The sequence below is a fragment of the Rhizobium sp. CFBP 8762 genome, from assembly GCF_014841565.1.
In the GTDB taxonomy this organism is placed as follows: domain Bacteria; phylum Pseudomonadota; class Alphaproteobacteria; order Rhizobiales; family Rhizobiaceae; genus CFBP-8762.
Genome location: NZ_JACYUD010000007.1, coordinates 45,713 through 66,470, shown reverse-complemented (window position 1 = coordinate 66,470; position 20,758 = coordinate 45,713). Strand labels below are relative to the sequence as shown.

General features: G+C 58.7%; 19 protein-coding genes. 11 read left to right on the top strand and 8 right to left on the bottom strand.

Annotation, left to right across the window (positions count from 1 at the left end; all coding sequences use genetic code 11):
• Positions 1 to 135: 135 nt before the first annotated feature.
• The gene (locus tag IFT84_RS15805) at positions 136 to 834 is read right to left on the bottom strand and encodes a FadR/GntR family transcriptional regulator (protein ID WP_192121079.1); all 699 of its coding nucleotides are present in this window, start codon (positions 832 to 834) and stop codon (positions 136 to 138) included.
• A gap of 189 nt (positions 835 to 1,023) precedes the next feature.
• Between IFT84_RS15805 and IFT84_RS15800 the strand changes: the two genes are divergently transcribed.
• From IFT84_RS15800 to hydA, 5 genes are all read left to right on the top strand, one after another.
• A complete protein-coding gene (locus IFT84_RS15800) occupies positions 1,024 to 1,803 on the top strand; it encodes an ABC transporter substrate-binding protein (protein ID WP_192121455.1) in 780 nt (259 codons plus the stop codon).
• A gap of 113 nt (positions 1,804 to 1,916) precedes the next feature.
• Complete coding sequence (locus tag IFT84_RS15795) at positions 1,917 to 2,588, top strand: amino acid ABC transporter permease (protein WP_192121076.1); 672 nt, start codon at positions 1,917 to 1,919, stop codon at positions 2,586 to 2,588.
• A complete protein-coding gene (locus tag IFT84_RS15790; protein WP_192121074.1) occupies positions 2,588 to 3,337 on the top strand; it encodes an amino acid ABC transporter ATP-binding protein in 750 nt (249 codons plus the stop codon). The genes IFT84_RS15795 and IFT84_RS15790 overlap by 1 nt, the downstream gene beginning before the upstream one ends.
• Positions 3,338 to 3,363: 26 nt before the next feature.
• Positions 3,364 to 4,638: a cysteine desulfurase-like protein gene (locus tag IFT84_RS15785; RefSeq protein WP_192121072.1), complete on the top strand. Its 1,275-nt coding sequence runs from the start codon at positions 3,364 to 3,366 to the stop codon at positions 4,636 to 4,638.
• Positions 4,638 to 6,041: a dihydropyrimidinase gene (gene hydA / locus IFT84_RS15780; RefSeq protein ID WP_192121454.1), complete on the top strand. Its 1,404-nt coding sequence runs from the start codon at positions 4,638 to 4,640 to the stop codon at positions 6,039 to 6,041. Before IFT84_RS15785 ends, hydA begins: the two co-directional genes overlap by 1 nt.
• A gap of 43 nt (positions 6,042 to 6,084) precedes the next feature.
• Here hydA and hutC read toward each other — a convergent pair whose 3' ends face one another.
• Positions 6,085 to 6,807: a histidine utilization repressor gene (hutC, locus tag IFT84_RS15775; RefSeq protein ID WP_244651252.1), complete on the bottom strand. Its 723-nt coding sequence runs from the start codon at positions 6,805 to 6,807 to the stop codon at positions 6,085 to 6,087.
• 185 nt (positions 6,808 to 6,992) lie between these two features.
• Between hutC and IFT84_RS15770 the strand changes: the two genes are divergently transcribed.
• The 5 genes from IFT84_RS15770 (at position 6,993) to IFT84_RS15750 (ending at position 11,679) form a co-directional block, all read left to right on the top strand.
• On the top strand, positions 6,993 to 7,832 hold the full coding sequence (locus IFT84_RS15770; protein ID WP_192121068.1) for a transporter substrate-binding domain-containing protein: 840 nt from the start codon (positions 6,993 to 6,995) through the stop codon (positions 7,830 to 7,832).
• Positions 7,833 to 7,912: 80 nt separating this feature from the next.
• Positions 7,913 to 8,635 carry an ABC transporter permease gene (locus tag IFT84_RS15765; protein ID WP_192121066.1) on the top strand — a complete coding sequence of 241 codons (723 nt, stop codon included), beginning with the start codon at positions 7,913 to 7,915 and terminating at the stop codon, positions 8,633 to 8,635.
• A 10-nt stretch (positions 8,636 to 8,645) separates the two neighbouring features.
• Positions 8,646 to 9,368 carry an ABC transporter permease gene (locus IFT84_RS15760; RefSeq protein WP_192121064.1) on the top strand — a complete coding sequence of 241 codons (723 nt, stop codon included), beginning with the start codon at positions 8,646 to 8,648 and terminating at the stop codon, positions 9,366 to 9,368.
• 12 nt (positions 9,369 to 9,380) lie between these two features.
• On the top strand, positions 9,381 to 10,151 hold the full coding sequence (locus IFT84_RS15755; RefSeq protein WP_192121062.1) for an ABC transporter ATP-binding protein: 771 nt from the start codon (positions 9,381 to 9,383) through the stop codon (positions 10,149 to 10,151).
• A gap of 1 nt (position 10,152) precedes the next feature.
• A complete protein-coding gene (locus tag IFT84_RS15750; RefSeq protein ID WP_342212884.1) occupies positions 10,153 to 11,679 on the top strand; it encodes an HAL/PAL/TAL family ammonia-lyase in 1,527 nt (508 codons plus the stop codon).
• Here IFT84_RS15750 and IFT84_RS15745 read toward each other — a convergent pair.
• From IFT84_RS15745 to aroD, 5 genes are all read right to left on the bottom strand, one after another.
• Positions 11,644 to 13,413 carry an ABC transporter permease subunit gene (locus IFT84_RS15745; protein ID WP_192121058.1) on the bottom strand — a complete coding sequence of 590 codons (1,770 nt, stop codon included), beginning with the start codon at positions 13,411 to 13,413 and terminating at the stop codon, positions 11,644 to 11,646. The two genes, IFT84_RS15750 and IFT84_RS15745, sit on opposite strands and share 36 nt — an antisense overlap.
• A gap of 80 nt (positions 13,414 to 13,493) precedes the next feature.
• The gene (locus IFT84_RS15740; protein WP_192121057.1) at positions 13,494 to 15,008 is read right to left on the bottom strand and encodes an ABC transporter substrate-binding protein; all 1,515 of its coding nucleotides are present in this window, start codon (positions 15,006 to 15,008) and stop codon (positions 13,494 to 13,496) included.
• A gap of 49 nt (positions 15,009 to 15,057) precedes the next feature.
• Positions 15,058 to 15,882, bottom strand: coding sequence for an ABC transporter ATP-binding protein (locus tag IFT84_RS15735; RefSeq protein WP_192121054.1), 825 nt, complete (start codon positions 15,880 to 15,882; stop codon positions 15,058 to 15,060).
• Positions 15,882 to 16,703: an ABC transporter ATP-binding protein gene (locus tag IFT84_RS15730; RefSeq protein ID WP_192121052.1), complete on the bottom strand. Its 822-nt coding sequence runs from the start codon at positions 16,701 to 16,703 to the stop codon at positions 15,882 to 15,884. The genes IFT84_RS15735 and IFT84_RS15730 overlap by 1 nt, the downstream gene beginning before the upstream one ends.
• Before the next feature lie 92 nt (positions 16,704 to 16,795).
• Positions 16,796 to 17,566, bottom strand: a complete 771-nt coding sequence (gene aroD, locus IFT84_RS15725; protein WP_197975575.1) for a type I 3-dehydroquinate dehydratase — start codon at positions 17,564 to 17,566, stop codon at positions 16,796 to 16,798.
• A gap of 270 nt (positions 17,567 to 17,836) precedes the next feature.
• Here aroD and IFT84_RS15720 point away from each other — a divergent pair, with 270 nt between their 5' ends.
• Positions 17,837 to 18,958 carry a GGDEF domain-containing protein gene (locus IFT84_RS15720; protein ID WP_192121050.1) on the top strand — a complete coding sequence of 374 codons (1,122 nt, stop codon included), beginning with the start codon at positions 17,837 to 17,839 and terminating at the stop codon, positions 18,956 to 18,958.
• Here the strand turns inward: IFT84_RS15720 and IFT84_RS15715 are convergent.
• Positions 18,955 to 20,757, bottom strand: a complete 1,803-nt coding sequence (locus IFT84_RS15715; protein ID WP_192121048.1) for an ABC transporter ATP-binding protein — start codon at positions 20,755 to 20,757, stop codon at positions 18,955 to 18,957. The genes IFT84_RS15720 and IFT84_RS15715 overlap by 4 nt on opposite strands.
• Position 20,758 lies beyond the last annotated feature (1 nt).

The window sequence follows — 20,758 nt, the reverse complement described above, 5'->3', positions numbered from 1 at the left end:
GCCATTGCCTTTGCAAGCCAAGCTGGAAGGCCTCCCGTTTCCCTCTCGGCGCAACAGATCGACCATAATTTTTTGCGCGCGTCAACTTTTATATAGGTGCGCGGTAATAATTTTTGAAAAATACGTCATTATTTGTCACGGTGCCAGACCGGCGCATCGTGCTGTGTTGCGAATGTGGGTTTCCATTTCCGTGCGCGCCAATGCGCCGTTACTGGCTTTCAGAGCCGCAATAATCCGACGATGCTCCGCAATCGAATCGCGCATGCGTTCGGGGTCGGTCATCGGGATCGGCTGGCGTTGCGTTTCGGTGATCTGATCCCGGACGGTCTGGTACAGCCCCTGAAGCATGGAGTTGGCGCAGGCCGAAACAATGGTTGCGTGAAACTCCAGATCGGCCTCTACATTGGTCAACAGATCCTGGCGTGCCCAGCAGTCCTCCATGGTCTGTGTAGCAGCTTCCATCCTTTGGAGTTGCAACTGCGTCAGACGCCCGGCGGACAGCCGCGCGATTTCGCCCTCCAACAGAATGCGGGTCTGGAAAACATCAAACACGGAATAGGTCTGGGAGTAGCGCCACGGCGCCATGGCCCCGCTGTTGACAGCGGCACCATTGGACCCCGCTGCCACAAATGTGCCGCGCCCGGCTTCAGTTTTCAACAGGCCCAAAGTTTCCAGTGTTAAGAGTGCTTCGCGCAGCGATGCGCGGCTAACACCGAGTTTTTGGGAGAATTCGCGCTGCGAAGGGATTTTTTCACCGGTTTTCAGCGCTCCGGCCTGTATCATGCGCTGGATCTCACGCGCAACGGACTGCGGAACCAGTGTTTTTTCTAGCATAGGCCTATGTCTCCAACTGCCTGGACCGAACCCGATAACCATAAATATTCATGGGGCATCTTGCCAAGGTCAGTCCGTCGTGATTGTCTGGCTCAACCGGTCTGACCAGTTAGACCAGTTATTTCAAGTCATGTTCAAAAAACAAGGGGAACAGTCATGAAACGCGCAGCGATCAATACGAAACTGACGATGAAAAAAGCTTTTGTCACCGGCCTGCTCGCCATTATCGGCGCAACCGGCGCTTACGCGGCGGACCTGACCGTCGGCGCTAATATTGGCAACGTACCATGGGAGTTTGAAGACGCCAGCGGCAAGGTGACCGGCTTCGAAGTTGATCTCGTCAACGAGATTGCCAAGCGTCTTGGCAAATCGGTCGAGTTCGTCAATACGCCTTTCAACGGGTTGTTTCCGGCTGTGCAGTCGGGCCGTATCAACATGGCGATTTCGTCCATCACCATTACGGAAAAGCGTTTGGAGTCGGTATCCTTTGCGCAGCCGTACTATGATAGTGACCAGTCGCTAACGGTGACCGCCGCCTCCGGCATTACGGGACTGAAAGACCTGTCTGGCAAGGTGGTGAGCGCCGATACCGGCTCCACCGGCGATATGTGGGCGGAGGCGCACAACGCTGAGTACAAGTTTGGCGAGATCCGCCGGTTCGAGGGCCTTCAACCGGCCATGCTTGATCTGGTCGCTGGCCGCGTTGACGGCTACATTTCGGATATTCCGGCGCTTCTGTATTACGTCAAGGACAAGCCGGAGCTGAAGGTTGTCGAGCGTATTCCGACCGGCGAAAAATACTCGATCATGTTTAACAAGAACGATCCGCTTGCCACCGAGGTCAATACGGTGATCACCGCGCTGAAGGGCGAAGGCTTTATTGCCAAGCTGCACGAGCAATGGTTCGGCGCAAAGGCAGAAGACACGACCTCCACTGTTGCGGTGCTGGATATGCCAAAGGCCAAGTAACACCAGCGATGCGTAAACGTGGCCCCTGTCAAGACCGGGCCGCGCCCGCCAATGCGCAGACGGATGAGCGATTTTTCCACTGCTCATCCCTTTGCCAAGGGAGCCATGACGGCATGAATCTCATCAATACATTCTTCAATGTGCCGGTGCTGCTTGGTAGCATGCCACAGCTTCTGTGGGGGTTGGTTGTCACCCTGCAGATCGGCATCACCAGCATTCTGATCGGGCTGGCCGGTGGGCTGTTTCTGGCCGTGGCCCGGCTCTACGCACCGGCCTTTGTCAAAGGCGTGATCCGCGTTTACATCGATATCTTCCGGTCGATACCCCTTCTGGTGCTGCTGATCGTTGTGTATTACGCGCTGCCATTTGTCGGCATACGGCTCTCGGCCTTTTTCTCGGCGGTGACAGCGCTGTCACTGGTGTCTGCCGCCTATACGGCCGAAATTTTTCGTGCCGGCATCGAGGCGATACCGCACGGCCAGTTCGAGGCGTCCGAAGCGCTTGGCCTGTCCAACCGGTATACGATGGTGGACGTTATTCTGCCGCAGGCCGTGCGCATCGTCATTCCGCCGCTGACCAACAACTGCATCAATGTGATGAAGGACACGGCGCTGGCATCCGTCGTTGCCATGCCGGACCTGTTGAAGCAGGCCACGCAGGCGCAGGCGCTGGCCGCCAACCCCACGCCGCTGATCGGTGCCGCCATCATCTATGTGCTGTTGCTGTGGCCGATGGTTGCGGTTGTTGCGCGGCTGGAAAAGCATTTTGGCCGGGGGAAACGCTGATGCTGACACCGCAAACGCCGTTTATTTCCATCCGTAACCTCACCAAGGCTTATGGTACTTTTACCGTTCTGCACGGTATCGATCTGGATATCGCGGAAGGGGAGGTGGTCTGCGTCATCGGCCCGTCCGGCTCGGGCAAGTCAACGCTGATCCGCTGCATCAATCATCTGGAGGCATTCGAGCCGCAGAGCAGGATTATCGTGGATGGCATCGCGGTGGAACCCGGCCCCGCCCTTGCAAAGGTGCGCGCCGAAGTCGGCATGGTGTTCCAGTCTTTTAATTTGTTTCCACACATGACAGTGCTTAGGAATGTGATGTTGGCGCCCATGCGGGTGCGCAAGACCCCGGAGGCCGACGCCGAGCGTAAGGCGCGCGAACTGCTGGCCCGGGTCGGCATTTCCGAACAGGCGGACAAGTATCCCGGCCAGCTATCCGGTGGCCAGCAGCAGCGCGTGGCAATCGCGCGCGCACTGGCCATGGAGCCGCGTGTGCTGTTGTTTGATGAGCCGACATCCGCCCTCGACCCGGAAATGGTGGGCGAAGTGCTGGATGTGATGCGAAAGCTTGCCGGCACCGGCGTCACCATGGTGATCGTTACCCACGAAATGGGTTTTGCCCGACAGGTCGCCGATCGCGTCATCTTCATGGATGGCGGACGGCTGGTGGAAACCGGCACGCCTACAGACATTTTCGACACACCGAAAGAGGAGCGGACACGCGGGTTTCTGCGCGCCGTTCTCAACCACTGATTATCATTGCCTTGGAGGAAAGACGCATGCATACCCCTTTGCCGCTGGATCTCGATTATGTGCGCAGCCAGTTTCCCGGTCTCAAACGCGGCTGGACCTTTTTCGACAATGCCGGCGGGTCACAAATTCTGTCCAGCGCCCTGGAGCGCATCAATACGTTTTTGATTGAAAAGAACGTGCAGATTGGCGGCAGCTATGCGGTCTCGCAGGCCGCCGCGGCCGCTCTGTATGAAGCCCGCACGGCTGCCATGCACCTCGTCAACGCCTCCCGCCCGGAGGAGATTGTCTTCGGCAGTTCCACCACGGCGCTGCTACAAAATCTGGCCCGCGCCATGCAGAGCCAGTTGACGGCGGGAGATGAGATTATCATCACCATCAGCGATCACGAGTCGAATATCGGCCCGTGGGATCGCTTGCAGGCGGCTGGTATCGTTCTGAAAATCTGGCCTTTGAACCGGGAAACGCTGACGCTCGATATTGCCGATCTGGCGCCGCTGATGAGCGAGCGGACGAAGCTCGTCTGCGTTACCCATGCGTCCAATATCTTGGGCTCCATCAATCCCGTTCGCGACATCGCTGACTTTGTCCACGCCCGTGGCGCGAAACTCTGTGTGGATGCCGTGGCGTTCGCACCGCACCGGGCGGTGGATGTGCAGGCGCTCGATGCAGATTACTACGTGTTCAGCCTCTATAAGACCTACGGCCCCCATTACGCGCTGATGTATGGCAAATACGATCTGCTGCTGGAACAGGATACGCTCTACCACTACTTTTACGGCAAAGACAAAGTTCCCGGCAAGCTGGAGCCGGGCAATCCAAACTACGAGCTTGCCTATTCCACGTGCGGAATTGTCGATTACCTTGCCACGCTTGGCGAGCAGGCGGGTGAAACCGGTTCGGTTCGCCAAAAAATCGAGGCTGCCTTTGCCGCGATCACCGAGCAGGAAAACCGGCTGACGGACCGGCTGCTGACCTATCTGCGCTCCAGAAATGATTGCCAGATTGTCGGGCAAAGCACCAACCGCAACAGCGCACGCGTGCCCACCATCGCCTTCCGGTTCGACCAGCGCGAGGCCGGTGAACTCTGCAAGGCCATGGATGAGCACAGGATTGCCATGCGGTTCGGAGACTTCCACTCGCGCAGGCTTGCGGAATATCTGGGATTGACGGACCATGGCGGAATGCTGCGCGTGTCCATGGTGCATTACAACACGGTTGAAGAGGTGGACCGCTTCACAGCCGCACTTGACCATATCCTCGCGACCGATGTGGGCAAAGTGATGGAGGATGCAGGCGCATGATGCGTTTCGATACGGTAATCCGCCACGGAACGGTGGTAACGGCCAGTGACACCTTTGTCAGCGATGTCGGTATTCTCAACGGCAAGATCGTCGCACTTGCGGCAGAACTGACCGACGCTGACGAGGTAATTGATGCAACTGGCCTCTATGTCATGCCCGGCGGTATCGACAGCCATGTGCATCTGGATCAGCCCTCCGGCCAAGGCATTGTTATGGCGGATGATTTTGACAGCGGAACGCGGTCTGCCGCACTGGGCGGCAACAGCACAGTGATGACATTTTGCATGCAGGAAAAGGGCCAGAGCCTACGGGAAGCGCTGAAAATCTACCACGCCAAGGCCGAGGGCAAGTGTCATGTGGACGTGTCGTTCCACATGGTCATAACCGATCCGACGGCGGACGTTCTGGGGCAGGAAATTCCAGCCCTGGTGGCGGATGGGTACACTTCCATCAAGGTTTTCATGACCTATGAAGGGCTGCGCCTGCGCGACGATGAGATTTTGGCAACGCTCGACACGGCGCGGCGCACCGGTGCGCTGGTCATGGTTCATTGTGAAAATGAGGATGCGATCCGCTATCTGATCGGTCGCCATGAGGAGGAGGGCCAGCTGGCTCCGAAATTTCATGCGACGACCCGGCCTATTGCCGCCGAGCGGGAGGCGACCCACCGGGCTTTGTCCCTGGCGGAAATCGTTGATGTGCCCATCGTCATCGTGCACGTTTCCAACCGCGAGGCGATGGAGGAAATCCGACGCGCGCGACAGCGAGGCCAGAAGATAGCGGGCGAAACCTGCCCGCAATATCTGATGCTGACGGCGGACGATCTCGATCAGGATGCCATGGAGGGTGCCAAATACGTCTGCTCCCCGCCGCCCCGCGACAAGGCCAGTCAGGATGCCTGCTGGGAAGGGCTGGAACAGGGCGTGTTCGATCTGTTTTCTTCCGACCACTGCCCGTTCCGGTTTGATGATCCCGAAGGGAAGCTGAACGAGAACGGCAAACGGCACTTCCGGTGGATACCCAACGGTATTCCCGGGGTCGCTACGCGGTTGCCAATCTTGTTTTCTGAAGGCGTGATGACGGGCCGCATCAGCCTCAACCAGTTTGTCGCCGTGACCAGCACCAACCACGCGAAGCTGTACGGCCTCTACCCGCAAAAAGGCACGATTGCCATCGGGGCCGATGCGGACCTTGCTTTGTGGGACCCGAACAGGCGCGTGACCATTACCAACGACCTGCTGCAACACGGTGCGGACTATACCCCTTACGAGGGTACGCAAGTGCGCGGCTGGCCCGTTCAACTCCTGCTTCGCGGCAAAACAGTTATGAAGGACGGTAGTCTGGTTGGTGGTGAGGAACAGGGTCAGTATCTGGCGCGTGGTTTGTCGTCACTGACCGCTTGAGAGAACGTCACCGCATCGACCGACACGTCACTTCCCTATACATCTAGGAGGGGCTTGTCTGCCCGCTACGGGCTTCCAGACGGTAGCGTGTGCCGGGGTAAACCAGCCGCGCCAGAGAAACGACTCCGGCGGATGACCATGTGCGCCGCCGAATGGTCAGGCAGGGTTCGGTCTGGAGAATCACCAGCAGCTTGCATTCCCACGGCTGTGGCATGGCGCACTCGATCATGTGTTCGGAACCAGACAGGGGGGCGGCCGCTGTCAGATAGACATTGGGCGTCAAAGCCGTAAAATCCTGTTCAAGATAATCCGGGGCTGCGGCCACATTGACGAACCGGTCTTCGAGCTGCACCGGCACGCCGTTTTCCTTGTGCACGATCAGCGAGTGAAACACAGGCGCGCCGATCTCCGTTTCCAGCGCATCGGCAATTTCGGGCGAGCAATTCTCCTGCGCCAGAACGAAAATCTCGCAGCTGTGCTCATTGCCGCGCTCTGCGATCTCGTCAGCAATGTTGCGCACTTCAAACAGGGCGGAATAGCCTTTTCGTTCGGCAACGAAGGAACCAACGCCCTGAATGCGCACCAGTTCGCCCTCTGTCGCCAGTTCGCGCAGGGCCCGGTTGGCGGTCATCTTGCTGACGCCAAATTCGCTAACAATTTCGTTTTCCGACGGTACCCGGTGTTTCGGCGGCCACTCGCCACTGCGGATACGCTCCAGAATCAGGTGCTTGACCGCAGCATAGGAGGTGACCGGCTCCGCATCCATCAACAATTTCAGGGCTGTAGCGCCCGCGCGTGGCGATGCCATTGCTCAAACCTTATGCACTCAGAATTTTGCTGATTAAATCGTCTTTACGCTTGCAAAACAAGAAATATTTCATAAGGTACCCTATACAACATAAGCCGACGAAGAGCGGCAGTCACAAGGGTTCAACTGAGAGGAACAGCACAATGAAAGTATCGAGCTGGCTTGCAACTGCCGCTATGGCGGCCTCTATCGTTCTTGCGCCCGCGGCGCATGCAAAAGAGTGGAAAACGGTTACCATTACGCTGGAAGGTGCCTACCCACCATGGAACCTGACCAACCCGGACGGCACGCTCGGCGGCTTTGAGCCGGAACTCACTGAATATCTCTGCAAGCATATGAAAGTGGAGTGCAAGCTGGTTGCGTCCGATTGGGATGGCATGATCCCGGCGCTGAATGCCGGTAAGTTCGACGTGATCATGGACGCGCTGTCGATTACCGAAGAACGCAAGCAGATTATCGACTTTACCATTCCTTACGCACACACCCATGCGGCCTTCGCCACGCTTAAGGACAGCCCGCTTGCCAACGCCGCAGGAACCGGAACCGTGGTCAAGCTTGCGCCCGGCGATGCCCTCGGCGCCGATTTGGAAGCGCTGAAAACTGCGTTCGCCGGCAAGACAATCGGCATTCAGGCTGCAACTGTCTACGCCAAGTTCATCTATGACAATTTCGGCTCCGTTGCGACCATTCGCGAGTACAAGACCGGCGCAGAGCGTGATCTGGATCTTGGAACAGGTCGTATCGATCTGGCATTCGATGACGCCGTTTATTTGATGACGGCGTTTGAAACGGCTGGCGGCACTCTGGGCTTTACCGGACCGGAGATCAGCGGAACCCTGTTCGGCATTGGTGAAGGACTGGGTATTCGCAAGTCCGATCCGGAGTTGCGTGATCTGTTCAACGAAGCGATCAAGGCTGCTTTGGCCGATGGTACGGTCAAGACGCTTTCCATGAAGTGGTTCAAGACAGACGTCAGCCCCTGAACAATCGGCGCTGCACAACGCATCACATATGTTTGTGCAGCGCCTGCATAGGGCAAATCGAACCATTCAGGGATTGATCGATGACCTTCATTGAAATGCTGGGGTTTGGGCAAAAAGGCTGGGCTGGTCTGTTGCTTGGGGCCGCGCTGCTGACGATCTGCGTGACAGCTACGGCGCTGGTGATTGGTGCGTGTCTGGGCGCTGTGGTGGCGTCGGCCAAGCTTTCGGGCAGCCGCAGTCTGCGCCTGATCGGGCATGTCTATACAACGGTGTTTCGCGGCGTGCCGGAACTGCTGATTATCTACGTGATCTACTTCGGCGGGTCAGCGGCGGTGACAGCCGTCGGGTCCTTTCTCGGCTACACCGGGTTTCTTGGGCTTCCCTCGTTTGTGGCGGGCGCGCTTGCTGTTGGTATGATTTCAGGTGCCTATCAGGCAGAGGTCTATCGCGGTGCTTTTCTGGCCATATCCCGTGGTGAGCTGGAGGCGGCACAGGCCATCGGCATGGCAAAGGGGCTGCGTTTTCGGCGCATTATCATGCCGCAGGTGGTGCGCCTTGCTATCCCCGGCATCGGCAATGTCTGGCAGTTGAGCTTGAAGGACTCCGCGCTCGTGTCTGTGACCGGCTTGGCTGAACTGATGCGCACAACACAGATCGCGGCTGGGTCCACCCGGCAATATTTCCTGTTCTTCATCATCGGCGGGTGCCTGTACCTGGTTCTCACCAGCCTGTCGGACCGCGTGTTCCAGCGGGCCGAACGGCGCGCAAATCGCAGCATGCCCGCGTCCATGGGACAGGCTTGAGGAGACCATCATGGATTTTCCCTTTCTGCTGCAAACGATGAAGACCCTGCTGGCGGCGCTGCCCATGACGCTGGCGCTGTTTCTGCTGTCGGTCTCCTGTGGTCTAGTCCTCGCACTGCTGATCGTTTGGATGCGCGTAGGCGGCAACGCGGTGGCCCGCAACTTTGCCAAGGGCTACATCTTCGTCTTCCGTGGTTCTCCCTTGTTGATACAGATGTTTCTGATTTTCTACGGGCTCGGCCAGTTCGGGTTCATTCGCTACAGTTTTCTGTGGCCTGCGTTGCGCGAGCCGTTCGTCTGCGCGGTTCTGGCGCTGGCTTTGTGCACGGCGGGTTATACAGCCGAGATTTTTCGCGGCGGATTGCGGGCGGTCTCCCCACGGGAGATTGAAGCGGCGCGTGCTATCGGCATGTCCGGCGGGCTGCTGGTTCGGCGTATTCTGGCTCCGATTGCGTTTCGCCACGCTTTGCCTGCCTACTCAACCGAGGTGGTGATGATGGTGAAATCCACGGCCCTCGCCAGCCTCGTCACCGTCTGGGAAGTGACCGGGGTTGCGCAACGGCTGATTTCGCAGACCTACCGCACGATGGAAGTGTTTCTCTGCGCGGCCCTGATTTATCTGGTTTTGAACTTCATCATTCTGCAGGCTTTCGCAGCTCTAGAGCGACGCCTGTCCCGCCACCGCGATACCGCACCAAGACCTCTGCCAAACGCCAAACCACAGATCGCGTAAGGGAAAACACCCATGGCCAGCGCCAACCGTCTACTTGTTCGCAATATCCGCAAGAGTTTCGGCACACATGAGGTGTTGAAAGGCATTTCTCTGGAAGCGCGCGATGGCGATGTCATCTCGATTCTGGGGGCCAGCGGATCGGGCAAATCCACATTTTTGCGGTGTATCAATCTGTTGGAAATCGCCAATGAGGGCGAAATCTGGGTAGACGGCGAGCAAATCCAGATGACCCGGCACCACGGCCAGAACCGCCCGCAAAGCCAGAAGCAGGTGGACCGCATTCGCTCGGAACTGGGCATGGTGTTCCAGTCCTTCAACCTCTGGTCCCATATGACGATTTTGGAGAACATCATCGAGGGACCGGTTCACGTGCTGAAACGGCCAAAGGCCGACTGTATTGCCGAAGCCGAAGCCCTTCTGGAGAAAGTGGGCATTGCCGACAAGCGCCATGCCTATCCGGCGCATTTGTCCGGTGGGCAGCAGCAGCGCGCGGCCATTGCACGCTCACTGGCTATGAAGCCGAAAGTCATGCTGTTTGATGAACCCACCTCGGCGCTGGACCCAGAACTGGTTGGCGAAGTCTTGCGTGTCATGCGGGCGCTGGCCGAAGAAGGCATGACAATGCTGGTGGTGACGCATGAAATGAGCTTTGCGCGCGATGTGTCGAACCGGGTGATCTTTATGCGCCAGGGGGTCATCGATAGCGATGGCGCGCCGCAGGACATGTTCGGTAGCAATGCCTCGCCGGCATTCCGGCAGTTCATCGGCAATTTCGGAGCCTGATGTGCGCACCGTGATCCTTGACGGAACTTTGGACTGGCGTGATATCGCCCGCGTTGCTGATGGTGCAACTCTTGAACTCTCCCCGGCTGCGCGAAAAAGGGTCGAGCGGGCGAGCCAGATTGTGTCTGCAATCGTCGAACGCGGCGTTCGCGCCTACGGCGTCAACACCGGGGTTGGTGCACTATCAGATACGGTGGTTGATCGCGCATCGCAAAGCCGCCTCTCCCGCAATATCATACGCAGCCACGCTTGCGGCGTTGGGCCAGCGCTTGCCGCGCCAAGCGTGCGCGCTATCATGGCGGCGCAGACCAACAATTTTGCCCATGGCTATTCCGGGGTCCGCATCGATATCGTTGATCATCTGGCGACATTGCTGGCGATGGACTGCCTGCCGATGATGCCGTCCAAGGGGTCGGCGGGGTATCTGACCCACAATGCGCACACGGCCTTGGTGCTGATTGGGGAGGGCAGGGCGCAGGTTGGAGGGCAGGAGGTTACGGGTGCACAGGCACTTGCTGCCGCCGGACTTTCGCCTCTTGTCTTGCAAGCCAAGGAGGGCCTGAGTCTTGTCAACGGTACGGCCTGTGCAACGGGGCTCGCCTGCGTGGCACTCAAACAGGCGGAACACCTGCTTGACTGGGCCGATGCCAGCGCCGCCTTGACGCTGGAGGCGCTCCGGTGCCAGATAACGGCCATCCAGGACGAGGTACTGGCTTTGCGTCCGTCTGCGGGTATTGCATTTGTCGGCGGACGGCTGCGTGCCGTGCTCTATGGAAGCGGGTTGATTGCGAAGGCATCCGGAATCCGCACGCAGGATGCGCTGAGTCTACGGGCTATACCCCACGCGCATGGGGCCGCCCGCGACGTGTTTGCCGAGACATGCCGTGTTGTGAATCAAGAACTCGCGTCCGTTACCGACAATCCTGCCGTTTCGGGAACGCCCGACGCGCCGGTCGTTTCGTCACAGGCCCATGCCGTAGCTCCGGCTCTGGCCATGGCGATGGATAGTCTCGCAATTGCGATGGCGCAGATCGCGGCCATGAGTGAGCGGCGGATCGACCGGCTGGTTAATCCGCTGGTCAGCGGGCTGCCGCCTTTTCTGGCCACCGACCCCGGCGCCAATTCCGGCTTTATGATTGCACAGTACACGGCGGCGGCACTGAGCGCAGAAAATCGACGGCTGGCTGCGCCCGCCAGTCTGGATGGTGGATTAACCTCAGGCCTACAGGAGGACTTTCTGGCGCACCCGACCGCAAGTGCCAACAAGTTGCTGTCCCTGATCGACAATGCCCGGCAAATCTTCGCGATCGAGCTATGCGGGGCGGCTCAGGCGCAGGATTTTCTGGCTGACGAGGACAGGGCAGTCGGGACAAATGCCCTCTACACGCAAGTCCGCGGCATTACAAAATCCTATGAGGATGACCGGCCGCTCGGTCCAGAACTGGAGCGGGTCTGCGTCGCAATGAGCACACAGCACCCGGCTTTTGCCGACTCATCCTCGACGCCGGACGTCTGGGGAGAGGTTTGACAGCGAGACGGCAAAAACGGAAAGCAACACCAGTGCACTGGCCGGTATCAACACCGCCCAAGGGGCGCGCTCGATATAGGGAATGCCCTCCGCCAGCACCAGGCCCCACTCCGGGGCGGGCGGGCGAGGGCCGAGACCGAGAAAGCCCAGCGCTGCCAATGCGAGTGCTACACCGGGCAGTCGCAGCATGGCATGGCGAAATACAGGGCCAATAACTGCTGGCAGCACGTAGCGGCTCATCAGTCTGAGCTGCCCGACACCGAGAATGGGTGTCATTCGAACATGAGGTTGCGCCTTGACCTCTGTTACCAGCGCCGCCGCGTGGGCGGCGAGCGGTGCCCAAGCGACAGCCGTGACCGCGAGAATAGCTCCGCCCGCACTCGGGCCCAGAATTGCCGAAACCACCAGACCGGCGATGACCGGGGGTGTTGCCTTGGTCATTTCTATTGGGCCAGCAGCCAGCCGTGGGGCGAGGCCGACAATCAGACCCAGCGCAAAAGACAATAGCACAACAAAGACGGCCATGCCGATGGTCGACAGGGCGCCATGGGCAACCCGGGCCAGAATATCCCGCCCTGTACCATCTGCGCCGAGAGGAAGCGACCAGTCCGGCGGCTGTAAGCGCTGAAATGCCGATGTGAAGGGATCACGCGGCAGGCCGAGTATGATCAGCAACAGCAGAAGCGCAGCAACAGCCAATGGCACAACCCAGCTATAACGCGCAGTTTGGCGCGAGACTGTTGGCACTGGCAGGGCGCCCGCCTGTAACGCACGACCCAGCAACAGACCGCGCACGATATTGGCTGTGCTGCCAAGGAAAATCGCAATTAATAGCAGGATGAGAATACCGGTTTGCAACGCTGGTAAGTCCTGCGCGGATGCGGCCCCCAGCGTTGCCCGCCCGAGGCCCGGAATGGAAAAGACTTGCTCTACAGCAACCGCCCCGCCCGTCAGCGCAACCATCACCATGCCGACCTGCGGCATCAGGCTTGGCAATGTGCGACGCACCACGGACGCAACAATTTTTGCACGAGAAAAACCGGCAACCGTCCATGTGGCGACCCAGCGTTCGCTGAACGTCGCCGTCAGGCCATCGGAAAACAGCCTTCCCAGCAGTCCTCCCGCAGGCAGGCCAAGGGCAAGCGCTGGCAGGACGGCGTACTCCACACCGCGCCAGCCATAGGGTGGAAACCAACGCAGCCAAACAGCAAAAACCACGAGGAGGACCGAGGACAGCAGGAATTCCGGCAACGCTGTCAGCGCTGCCGCGATCACGCCGGAAGAGCGCACTGTGCTTCCACGGAGCGCTCTACGAACAACAAGCACACACAGGAGGACCGCCGTGATTGCTGCGACCACGGCAGCGAAACCCATCAGCGTCAGGCTTACCTGTGCCGCCTGCAACATTCCGGGCAATACCGGCGCGCCGGAAATCCATGACGTTCCTGCATCCCCTTGCGCGAGACCTACAAACCAGCCGCCCAGTCTGTGTAAGGGGTTGAGATCCAGCCCTAATTCCATGCGAATTGCATTCAATGCCTCCGGCGTGGCCTCCTGATCTCCGGACTTCGCCCGCAAAATACTCAGCGCCGGATCACGCCCGGACAGCCATGGCAGGAGCCCGACGAGCACCAGCACAATCAAAAGAGTGACCGCTCGTGAAAGCGCCGGAACGAACGGATCAAGCCGGATGCGAAAACGGCGTCCTGGCGGTGAGGCAAAGAAATCTGTCATGGCAGTCCCAAGCGGGTCGTGGCAGCACGCTCATGACTGAGAATTCGCGAGACGTGCTGGGCGACGCTTTGATATTGGTCTTAGGGTTTCGTATCTGCGATGGCTGTGCGCTCGCTGATCAGTACACGCTCACGCGGATCGCGCTCCGCTGCGGAAACCGTAGCGGCCTCACCCTGAATAACGCGTTCGTGCAGCATGGGGATCGCCGCGTTTGTGGCGAGGACGGCCGCTTCCGCGTCGATAATGGCCTGCCTGCGGGCATCACCGGAGGGCGTGGCGGCCGCCTTCGCCAGAGCGGCGTCGACCGCCGGGTCGCATAGCTGCGCGATGTTAAAGGAGCCTTCGCATGCGAAATCGCTGAACATGTAGGCCACGGGGTCGCCGGAATCGAGCACGGTTGCGCGCGAGAGAATGAACGCATCGAACTTGCCTGCCAAGGCGTCGGCTTCAATATGCGCGTATTGCCGGACTTCCTGCTTCACTTTAAAGCCTGCCTTTGTCAGTTGCTGTTCCAGCAAGACTGCGACTTCCGGCAGTTCGGCACGGTCTGTAAAGGTGGCCAGCGTTATTTCGGCGCCGTTGGGCGCGCCCGCTGCAACCGGGTTGGCAACGGGTTTGCGCACCTTGGCAGCCCAAGGCAGCGCTGGGCCAAGCAGGCCCGCCGCAATATCAGCCCGGCCTTCGTAAACCGCGTTGACGATGCTTATGCGATCCACGGCATCGCGGATGGCGGCGCGCAGGGCAGGGTCCGTCAACGGACCGTTCCGGGTGTTGAGGTACAGCGTGTTGGTGCGTGGCATCGGCACTTCGTGAACGACGGACGGATCGAGAAGTGCGACTTGCGACACCGGGATTGCCTCCACGACATCGGCGTTGCCTGTGCGCAATGACGCTGCCCGCGCTGTGCCATCCGGCACATAGTCCGCGTCGATACCGGCAAGTTTTGCCTTTTCGCCCCAGTAGCCGTCAAACCTGTCCAGCTTTGCGCTGGTCGTGCCATTGATGACCTTCAGCGAGAACGGGCCGGTCCCGGCTTCAATCGGGTTCACGCGACCATCGGCACCATAGGCTTTGGTGGCCAGAATGGCCAGTTGTGGGCTGGACAGCCGGTTGGGCACAAGCGGATCGTCCTTCCCGGTCTGGATGATGACGGCATCGGCACCATCAACTTCCGCTGCCAGCGTCACGCCGTCCAGAATGCGCGGTTTGGGTGCAGCCCGTGTAGCAGCCATCAGCGAGTTCACCACGTGCTGCGGTGTCAGCTCCGTGCCATCATGAAATGTAACGCCCTTGCGTATGACGAAGCGCCAGGTTTTGGGATCGAGCTGTTTCCACTCGGTCGCCAGAAAGGGCTGCGGATCTCCGATTGGGTCAAGGCGAATAAGGGTTTCGGTTGCCCCCCAGCGAGACAGTTTGAAGGCATCGTCCGATAATGGGGTCAAACCGGAACGCGGCGGTTGCAGCATTGCGACGCGGACGCGGTGGTCGCTGCCCTCTACCGTGCTGGTGTCCGTCTGTTTGTCTTCGAAACATCCGGCAAGGACCAGAGGCAAACTTATCATCAATGCTGAAGCCAGCAGCAGGCGTCGTGTCATAACGTCACTCCTTGAATCAAGAACGGGGCAGGGCAGTAAAGCTGTAGGATCAGCTCAATCGTGGCCGGTTTGGTTTGGGCAGAGGAGGAACCGCGTTGATCAGCTCCACCGTCCGTGCATGACGGGGGTCGCAGAGCAAGTCCTGTGTCGCGCGGTCCTCGACAATTCTGCCGTCATCCATCACCATCGTGCGTTGGCAAAGATTGGCGACAACGGATAAATCGTGAGACACGATCAGCAGACCGGTACCGTTGTTTTCCGAAAGGCTTTTCAGCACCGCCACAACCTGCGCCCGGATCGGCAGGTCCAGGCCGCTTACCGGCTCATCGGCCAGCAGAAAAGCAGGCCGCGTGGCAATGGCACGAGCGATGGCGACACGCTGAGCCTGTCCGCCCGATAGTTCGCCGGGACGGCGGTTGAGAAACTGTTGGTCAAGTCCGACCTGCTCTATGGCTTCCTGCGCGCGCTGTACATGATCGCAATCGACATGGAGGCGGATCAGCGGCTCGGCAACGAGCGCAGCAACCGTCATCCGGGGATCAAGGGAAGAAGCGGGGTCCTGAGGAATGTACTGTACCATGCGGCGATACCACCGCAGAGCCGGAACGGAGGCTGGCTCAACCGCTTTGCATTGGCAGGTGATGTTGCCGGAGTCCGGCTGCTCGATCGCGAGAAGAGAGCGCAGCAAGGTTGATTTTCCCGAACCGGACATTCCAACAAGTCCGACCCGCTCGCCCGGTGCCAGCCGGAAACTCACATCCCGCACGACCTGGCGGCGCTCCGCTGCCTTCCAGAACGACTGGCGCGGCAGCGTGTAACTGTGGTTGATGCAATCGGCGGACAAAAATGAACCATCCTGATTCAAAGACAGCATCACACGGCCTCCTGATAGGGGATGGTCTGTGGAACAGTTTCGATAACCCCTGCCTGCGCGGTGGCAATCAAGGATCGCGTGAAGGGGTGGCGAGGTGAGGTCAGTATGCTGGCAAGCGGACCAGACTCGATTATGGTTCCCCGTTCAAGGATAATTGCCCTGTCGCAAAGTTGCACCGCAGCTCCCAGATCATGCGTTATAAACAACGTTGCTGGCGCATCCTTCGTCCCAGTGTTTTGCTTGAGGACGCGTAGTACCTGCGCCTGTGTGATGACGTCGAGCGCGGTTGTCGGTTCGTCCGCAACGAGCAGGGATGTTTTGCAGGCAAGCGCAAGGGCGATGCACACACGCTGGCGTTGACCGCCGGAAATTTCTGCGGGGCATCGTTTCAAAAGATTCATGGGATCCGGCAGGCCCATTGCATCCAGCGATTCGACCGCCTTACGTTCCGCCGCTTCGTTAGATAATCCCTGTCGCCGCCGCAGTGGCTCACGCAGTTGCGCACCGATAGAGACCAAAGGATTCAAGGCCGAGTGCGAATCCTGAAAGACCATTGCCGCCTGTGCCTGTTTCGGACGCAGGGCAGCAGCCACGTTGGCAACCTCGTACCCCTGAACCTTGATCGACCCTTCCACGTGACCATTGGCGGGCAGCAGACCCAGTATGGCACTTGCGGTCAGCGATTTTCCGGATCCAGACGCGCCGAGGAGACATACACGCTCGCCCGCAGCTATTTCAAACGAGAGATCGGTGACGATCTGTCTGCTACCCACAAAAACAGACAGGTTTTCTACGGACAAGGCGGTGGGCAACAACGACATCGGTGCGGTATCCAGACTGCGAATACGGCCCTTCTAAACGATACTATATAACATTGCAATATATGTTGAACGACGCATATGCAAACTGTGGATTATTGTCCTGCCGAATGCAAAACCTCAAGAGTGTCTTGAAGCTGGCCAACATCGATCTGACCGGGGGCCGATGCCTTCCCCATCATGCCGAAGGTCAGAGATGAGCCAAATGTTTCCCCAGCCAACCGAGAGATAACGCCAAGGGCACCCATCGACATCGTCAGGAGTGGTTTGCTCGTCTCATCACGGACTTGCAACGTGGCATCCAGCAACGTCAGCACATCGCGTGGCTGCTTGGGCATGACTGCGATTTTCAGCACATCGGCGCCCAGCGCGTCCTGCCGCCGCAAGCGCGCTACAATCTCGTCAACCGGCGGTGTTTCAGAAAAATCATGACTTGAAAGGATGACATGGAGGCCGGACGCATGCGCCTTGGCAATCAGTGACGTCACGACTGCTTCATCGCGAAACATTTCGATGTCGAAAAGGTCAGCGGCTCGCGCATCGATCAGGGCGCTTAACACACGGCCATAGTCATGGTCGTCAATTGCAATCGGTCCGCCTTCGGCCTTGGTGCGGAAGGTGGCAATAACGGGTTTGTTGTTTGCAGCCTGTCCTATCGTTTCAGCCAGGGTGATCAGTGCCGGGGCGTTCGTCGCAATATCGAGATAATCGATCCGCCATTCGATAATATCCGCAGACGCGTTGGCTGCTATGGCCTTGACCTGCTCCAGCGCTCCGGTTGCGTTCTGCGCTGTCGTCGGCACGATTGTCTTCGGACGCCCCTGTCCTATGACTGTATCGCGTAGAGTGAGCGGTTGAACGGCCATTCTGATAGTCTCCCGGATTTGCGTGGTTGAGCCTGGCACAGCCGCGCAACAGGCTCGCGTTATTCGCATGTTTATGAGCCTATCATTGTGTTTCGCAACAAAAATATGTGCTCTCCTGCAATTAAACAAATAAATGCTAAATTATATATTATAAAGCTAATGTGTTGTGGTAGGGTTTCCGGGGGTTACGGTCGTTGTCGACAGAAGGGGCCACATGCTTCGCCCTTGGTCGGCTAGTAGCGGTCGTTCAAGTATGGTTCTGGGCGGGTCATGAAGTTTCTGCAATTTTGGAAAAACGGGAGCGCTTGGCCGACGGAAATTGCGGAAGATTTGCTTGCCGATATGTTCAGCCCGGTAACGGCGCTGGCCATTCTCACCGTATCCATTATTATCGTCGGTTTCCTCGGCGCGTATATTCAGAACAGTGCGGTTCTTCTGTGGTTGGCTGTTTTCAACACGGTGTGCTGTGGTTACATCATGAGCGTTATCCAGCTGTGGCGGCGCAAGCCCCGGCTTCTTTCATGGCAGAACTGGATACGGCTGTTTGCAAGCTCCGCCATAACCTACGCAAGCTCGGTCGGTATTCTCTGCGCTTACGGCATCGTCATCAGTCCCGATAATGTCGACAGTATTTTTCTGGCAACCATGATGGTCTACACGGTTGGAATTATCGCGCGTGGCGGCGCCGCGCTCAATTATACCGTCCTGTGTCTTGTCGCGGCAGGCCAGCCGGTCATCCTGGTTCTGATCATGAGCGAAGAGCCTGCGTCTAAGTTCCTCGGCCTTTTTCTGATCGCCATGACCTTCACGTCGCTCGATACAATTCTGTACCGCCGCAGGATTCTGGTCGAGATGCTACTAAGCCGTTATCAATCGGAAGAACGTTCACGGATCGACCCCCTGACCGGCCTGCGGAACCGCCGGGGATTGGTGGACGCGTTTCGAAAACTGAACTCCGGCGGGCGAACAGTTGCGGTCCATTATCTCGATCTTGATCACTTCAAGGAGGCCAATGATGTTCACGGTCATCCGGCAGGAGATTTCATTCTTGGGTGTGTCGCCTCCCGTGTGCAGCAACTGGTAGGGCCACACGATATTTTGTGCCGGATTGGCGGAGACGAGTTTCTTCTGCTTCAGGCTGACCCATCCGATCAGGCAACAGCCGTGGCCTTTGCTGAGCGAATGATTGCCGAAATCTCACGTCCGTACAGTTATGATCATCAAGACATCGTTATCGGCGTTAGTGTCGGTCTCGTTTTTGCAACGGACGAACGCAGCGATCCGGAGCGGCTGATCAAGTCCGCCGATGACGCACTTTATGAGGCCAAGCGGCACCAGCGCGGCCGGGTCGTGCTGGCGGGTAACGGTCTACCATCAGCCATTCAGGATTAACTCTGCGCCGTAGCAAGCTGCACCAGATGACCGGGTGAAACCTCGCGGTAGCTGCGTTTGGGGGCTACGTAATCGTAAGGGCGGAAGGGGCTTTTTATTTCCTCGTTCAGCGCTGGTGGCAGCGTACCACGACGGGCGGGATCGGGAACCGGTACGGCGGCGATCAGCCGTTTCGTATAGGGATGCTGCGGGTTGCCAAAGATGGCGGCGCGGGGCCCAATCTCGACGATTTCACCCAGATACATGACTGCTACCCGGTGACTGATGCGCTCCACCACGGCCATGTCGTGCGAGATGAAGAGGAAAGCCAGTCCACGTTTTTCCTGCAAATCCAGCAGCAGATTGGCAACCTGCGCTTTGACCGAAACATCAAGCGCGGATACCGCCTCGTCGGCAACGATGAATTTGGGATCGAGCGCCAAAGCGCGCGCAATGGAGATACGCTGGCGCTGACCGCCGGAAAACTCGTGGGGAAAGCGATCGGCCATGGTCGCAGACAGTCCCACCTGCGTCAGCAGTTCGGCAACCCGTTCCCGTGCCGCGCCTTTCTTCATCAAGCCATGAGACAGGATCGGTTCTGCAATGGCTGCTCCGATGCGGATCCGAGGGTTGAGGGACGCAAACGGGTCCTGAAAAATCATCTGGGACGTGCGGCGCATGTCGCGCATCTGGCGCCGACCGGCATTGCCGACATCAAGCCCCTCGACATGAATGGACCCGGCGGTCGGCTGTACCAGACGCATGATGGAGCGGCCCGTCGTGGACTTGCCACAGCCGGATTCGCCCACCAGTGCCAGAGTTTCCCCCGCGCGTAGATCAAACGAGACGTCTTCGACCGCGTGCACGCGGCCCTTCGGCAAATCGAACCGAACCGCGAGATTGGATACGGTCAGGATCGGCTTGCTGCCGGGGGGAACCATGTTCATGTCCCGGCCTTCGGTTGCTAATCCCGTGCTCGGATCAATATCCGGAAAACGGCGCGGTGCCACGCTGTCGCCCATGGTGCCCAGACGGGGCACGGCCGCCAGAAGTGCGCGAGTGTATGGCTGCTTTGGTGCGGCAAAAATCTCGGCCGTTGCCGCCGTCTCCACCATATCTCCGCGCAGCATGACCACGGTGCGGTCGGCCACTTCCGCCACCACGCCCATATCGTGGGTGATGAACAGCACGGCCATATTTTCCTCGCGCTGCAATTCACGAATAATATGGAGGATTTCCGCTTGAATGGTCACGTCCAGTGCGGTCGTAGGCTCGTCGGCAATCAGCAGTTTTGGTTTGCAGGCAAGCGCCATGGCAATCATGACGCGTTGACGCATGCCGCCGGAAAACTTGTGCGGATATTCGTGCAGACGCGTTTTGGCAGAGGGTATGCGCACCCGTTCCATCAGCCGCAGCGCCTCGGCTTCCGCCTCAGCCCAGGACTTGTTCTGGTGCAGAACCAGTGCCTCGGCCAATTGATTGCCGATGGTGAAGACCGGATTGAGGGACGTCATCGGCTCCTGAAAAATCATGCCGATGCTGCCGCCGCGCACTGTGCGCATGTCGGTCTCCGTCGCAGTCAGTAAATCCTTGCCGTCCAGCAGAATGCGTCCTTCGCATCTGGCGGTATCGCGTGGCAGCAACCGCATGGTGGACAAGGCAGTCACACTTTTGCCGGAGCCGGACTCGCCGACAATGGCGACCGTTTCGCCCGCATGAACCTGAAAGCTGATATCCCGGATAACGTCTTTCCAGCCGCTTTCGGTTTTGAAGGAGACTTTGAGGCTTTCGACGGACAGGACAGGTGGTACAACAGTCATT

Bases quoted from the DNA above. Each gene is read 5' to 3' on its own strand.
- IFT84_RS15805 (WP_192121079.1), bottom strand. From the start codon at position 834: ATGCTAGAAAAAACACTGGTTCCGCAGTCCGTTGCGCGTGAGATCCAG.
- IFT84_RS15800 (WP_192121455.1), top strand. From the start codon at position 1,024: ATGAAAAAAGCTTTTGTCACCGGCCTGCTCGCCATTATCGGCGCAACC.
- IFT84_RS15795 (WP_192121076.1), top strand. From the start codon at position 1,917: ATGAATCTCATCAATACATTCTTCAATGTGCCGGTGCTGCTTGGTAGC.
- IFT84_RS15790 (WP_192121074.1), top strand. From the start codon at position 2,588: ATGCTGACACCGCAAACGCCGTTTATTTCCATCCGTAACCTCACCAAG.
- IFT84_RS15785 (WP_192121072.1), top strand. From the start codon at position 3,364: ATGCATACCCCTTTGCCGCTGGATCTCGATTATGTGCGCAGCCAGTTT.
- hydA (WP_192121454.1), top strand. From the start codon at position 4,638: ATGCGTTTCGATACGGTAATCCGCCACGGAACGGTGGTAACGGCCAGT.
- hutC (WP_244651252.1), bottom strand. From the start codon at position 6,807: ATGGATGCGGAGCCGGTCACCTCCTATGCTGCGGTCAAGCACCTGATT.
- IFT84_RS15770 (WP_192121068.1), top strand. From the start codon at position 6,993: ATGAAAGTATCGAGCTGGCTTGCAACTGCCGCTATGGCGGCCTCTATC.
- IFT84_RS15765 (WP_192121066.1), top strand. From the start codon at position 7,913: ATGACCTTCATTGAAATGCTGGGGTTTGGGCAAAAAGGCTGGGCTGGT.
- IFT84_RS15760 (WP_192121064.1), top strand. From the start codon at position 8,646: ATGGATTTTCCCTTTCTGCTGCAAACGATGAAGACCCTGCTGGCGGCG.
- IFT84_RS15755 (WP_192121062.1), top strand. From the start codon at position 9,381: ATGGCCAGCGCCAACCGTCTACTTGTTCGCAATATCCGCAAGAGTTTC.
- IFT84_RS15745 (WP_192121058.1), bottom strand. From the start codon at position 13,413: ATGACAGATTTCTTTGCCTCACCGCCAGGACGCCGTTTTCGCATCCGG.
- IFT84_RS15740 (WP_192121057.1), bottom strand. From the start codon at position 15,008: ATGACACGACGCCTGCTGCTGGCTTCAGCATTGATGATAAGTTTGCCT.
- IFT84_RS15735 (WP_192121054.1), bottom strand. From the start codon at position 15,882: ATGCTGTCTTTGAATCAGGATGGTTCATTTTTGTCCGCCGATTGCATC.
- IFT84_RS15730 (WP_192121052.1), bottom strand. From the start codon at position 16,703: ATGTCGTTGTTGCCCACCGCCTTGTCCGTAGAAAACCTGTCTGTTTTT.
- aroD (WP_197975575.1), bottom strand. From the start codon at position 17,566: ATGGCCGTTCAACCGCTCACTCTACGCGATACAGTCATAGGACAGGGG.
- IFT84_RS15720 (WP_192121050.1), top strand. From the start codon at position 17,837: ATGAAGTTTCTGCAATTTTGGAAAAACGGGAGCGCTTGGCCGACGGAA.
- IFT84_RS15715 (WP_192121048.1), bottom strand. From the start codon at position 20,757: ATGACTGTTGTACCACCTGTCCTGTCCGTCGAAAGCCTCAAAGTCTCC.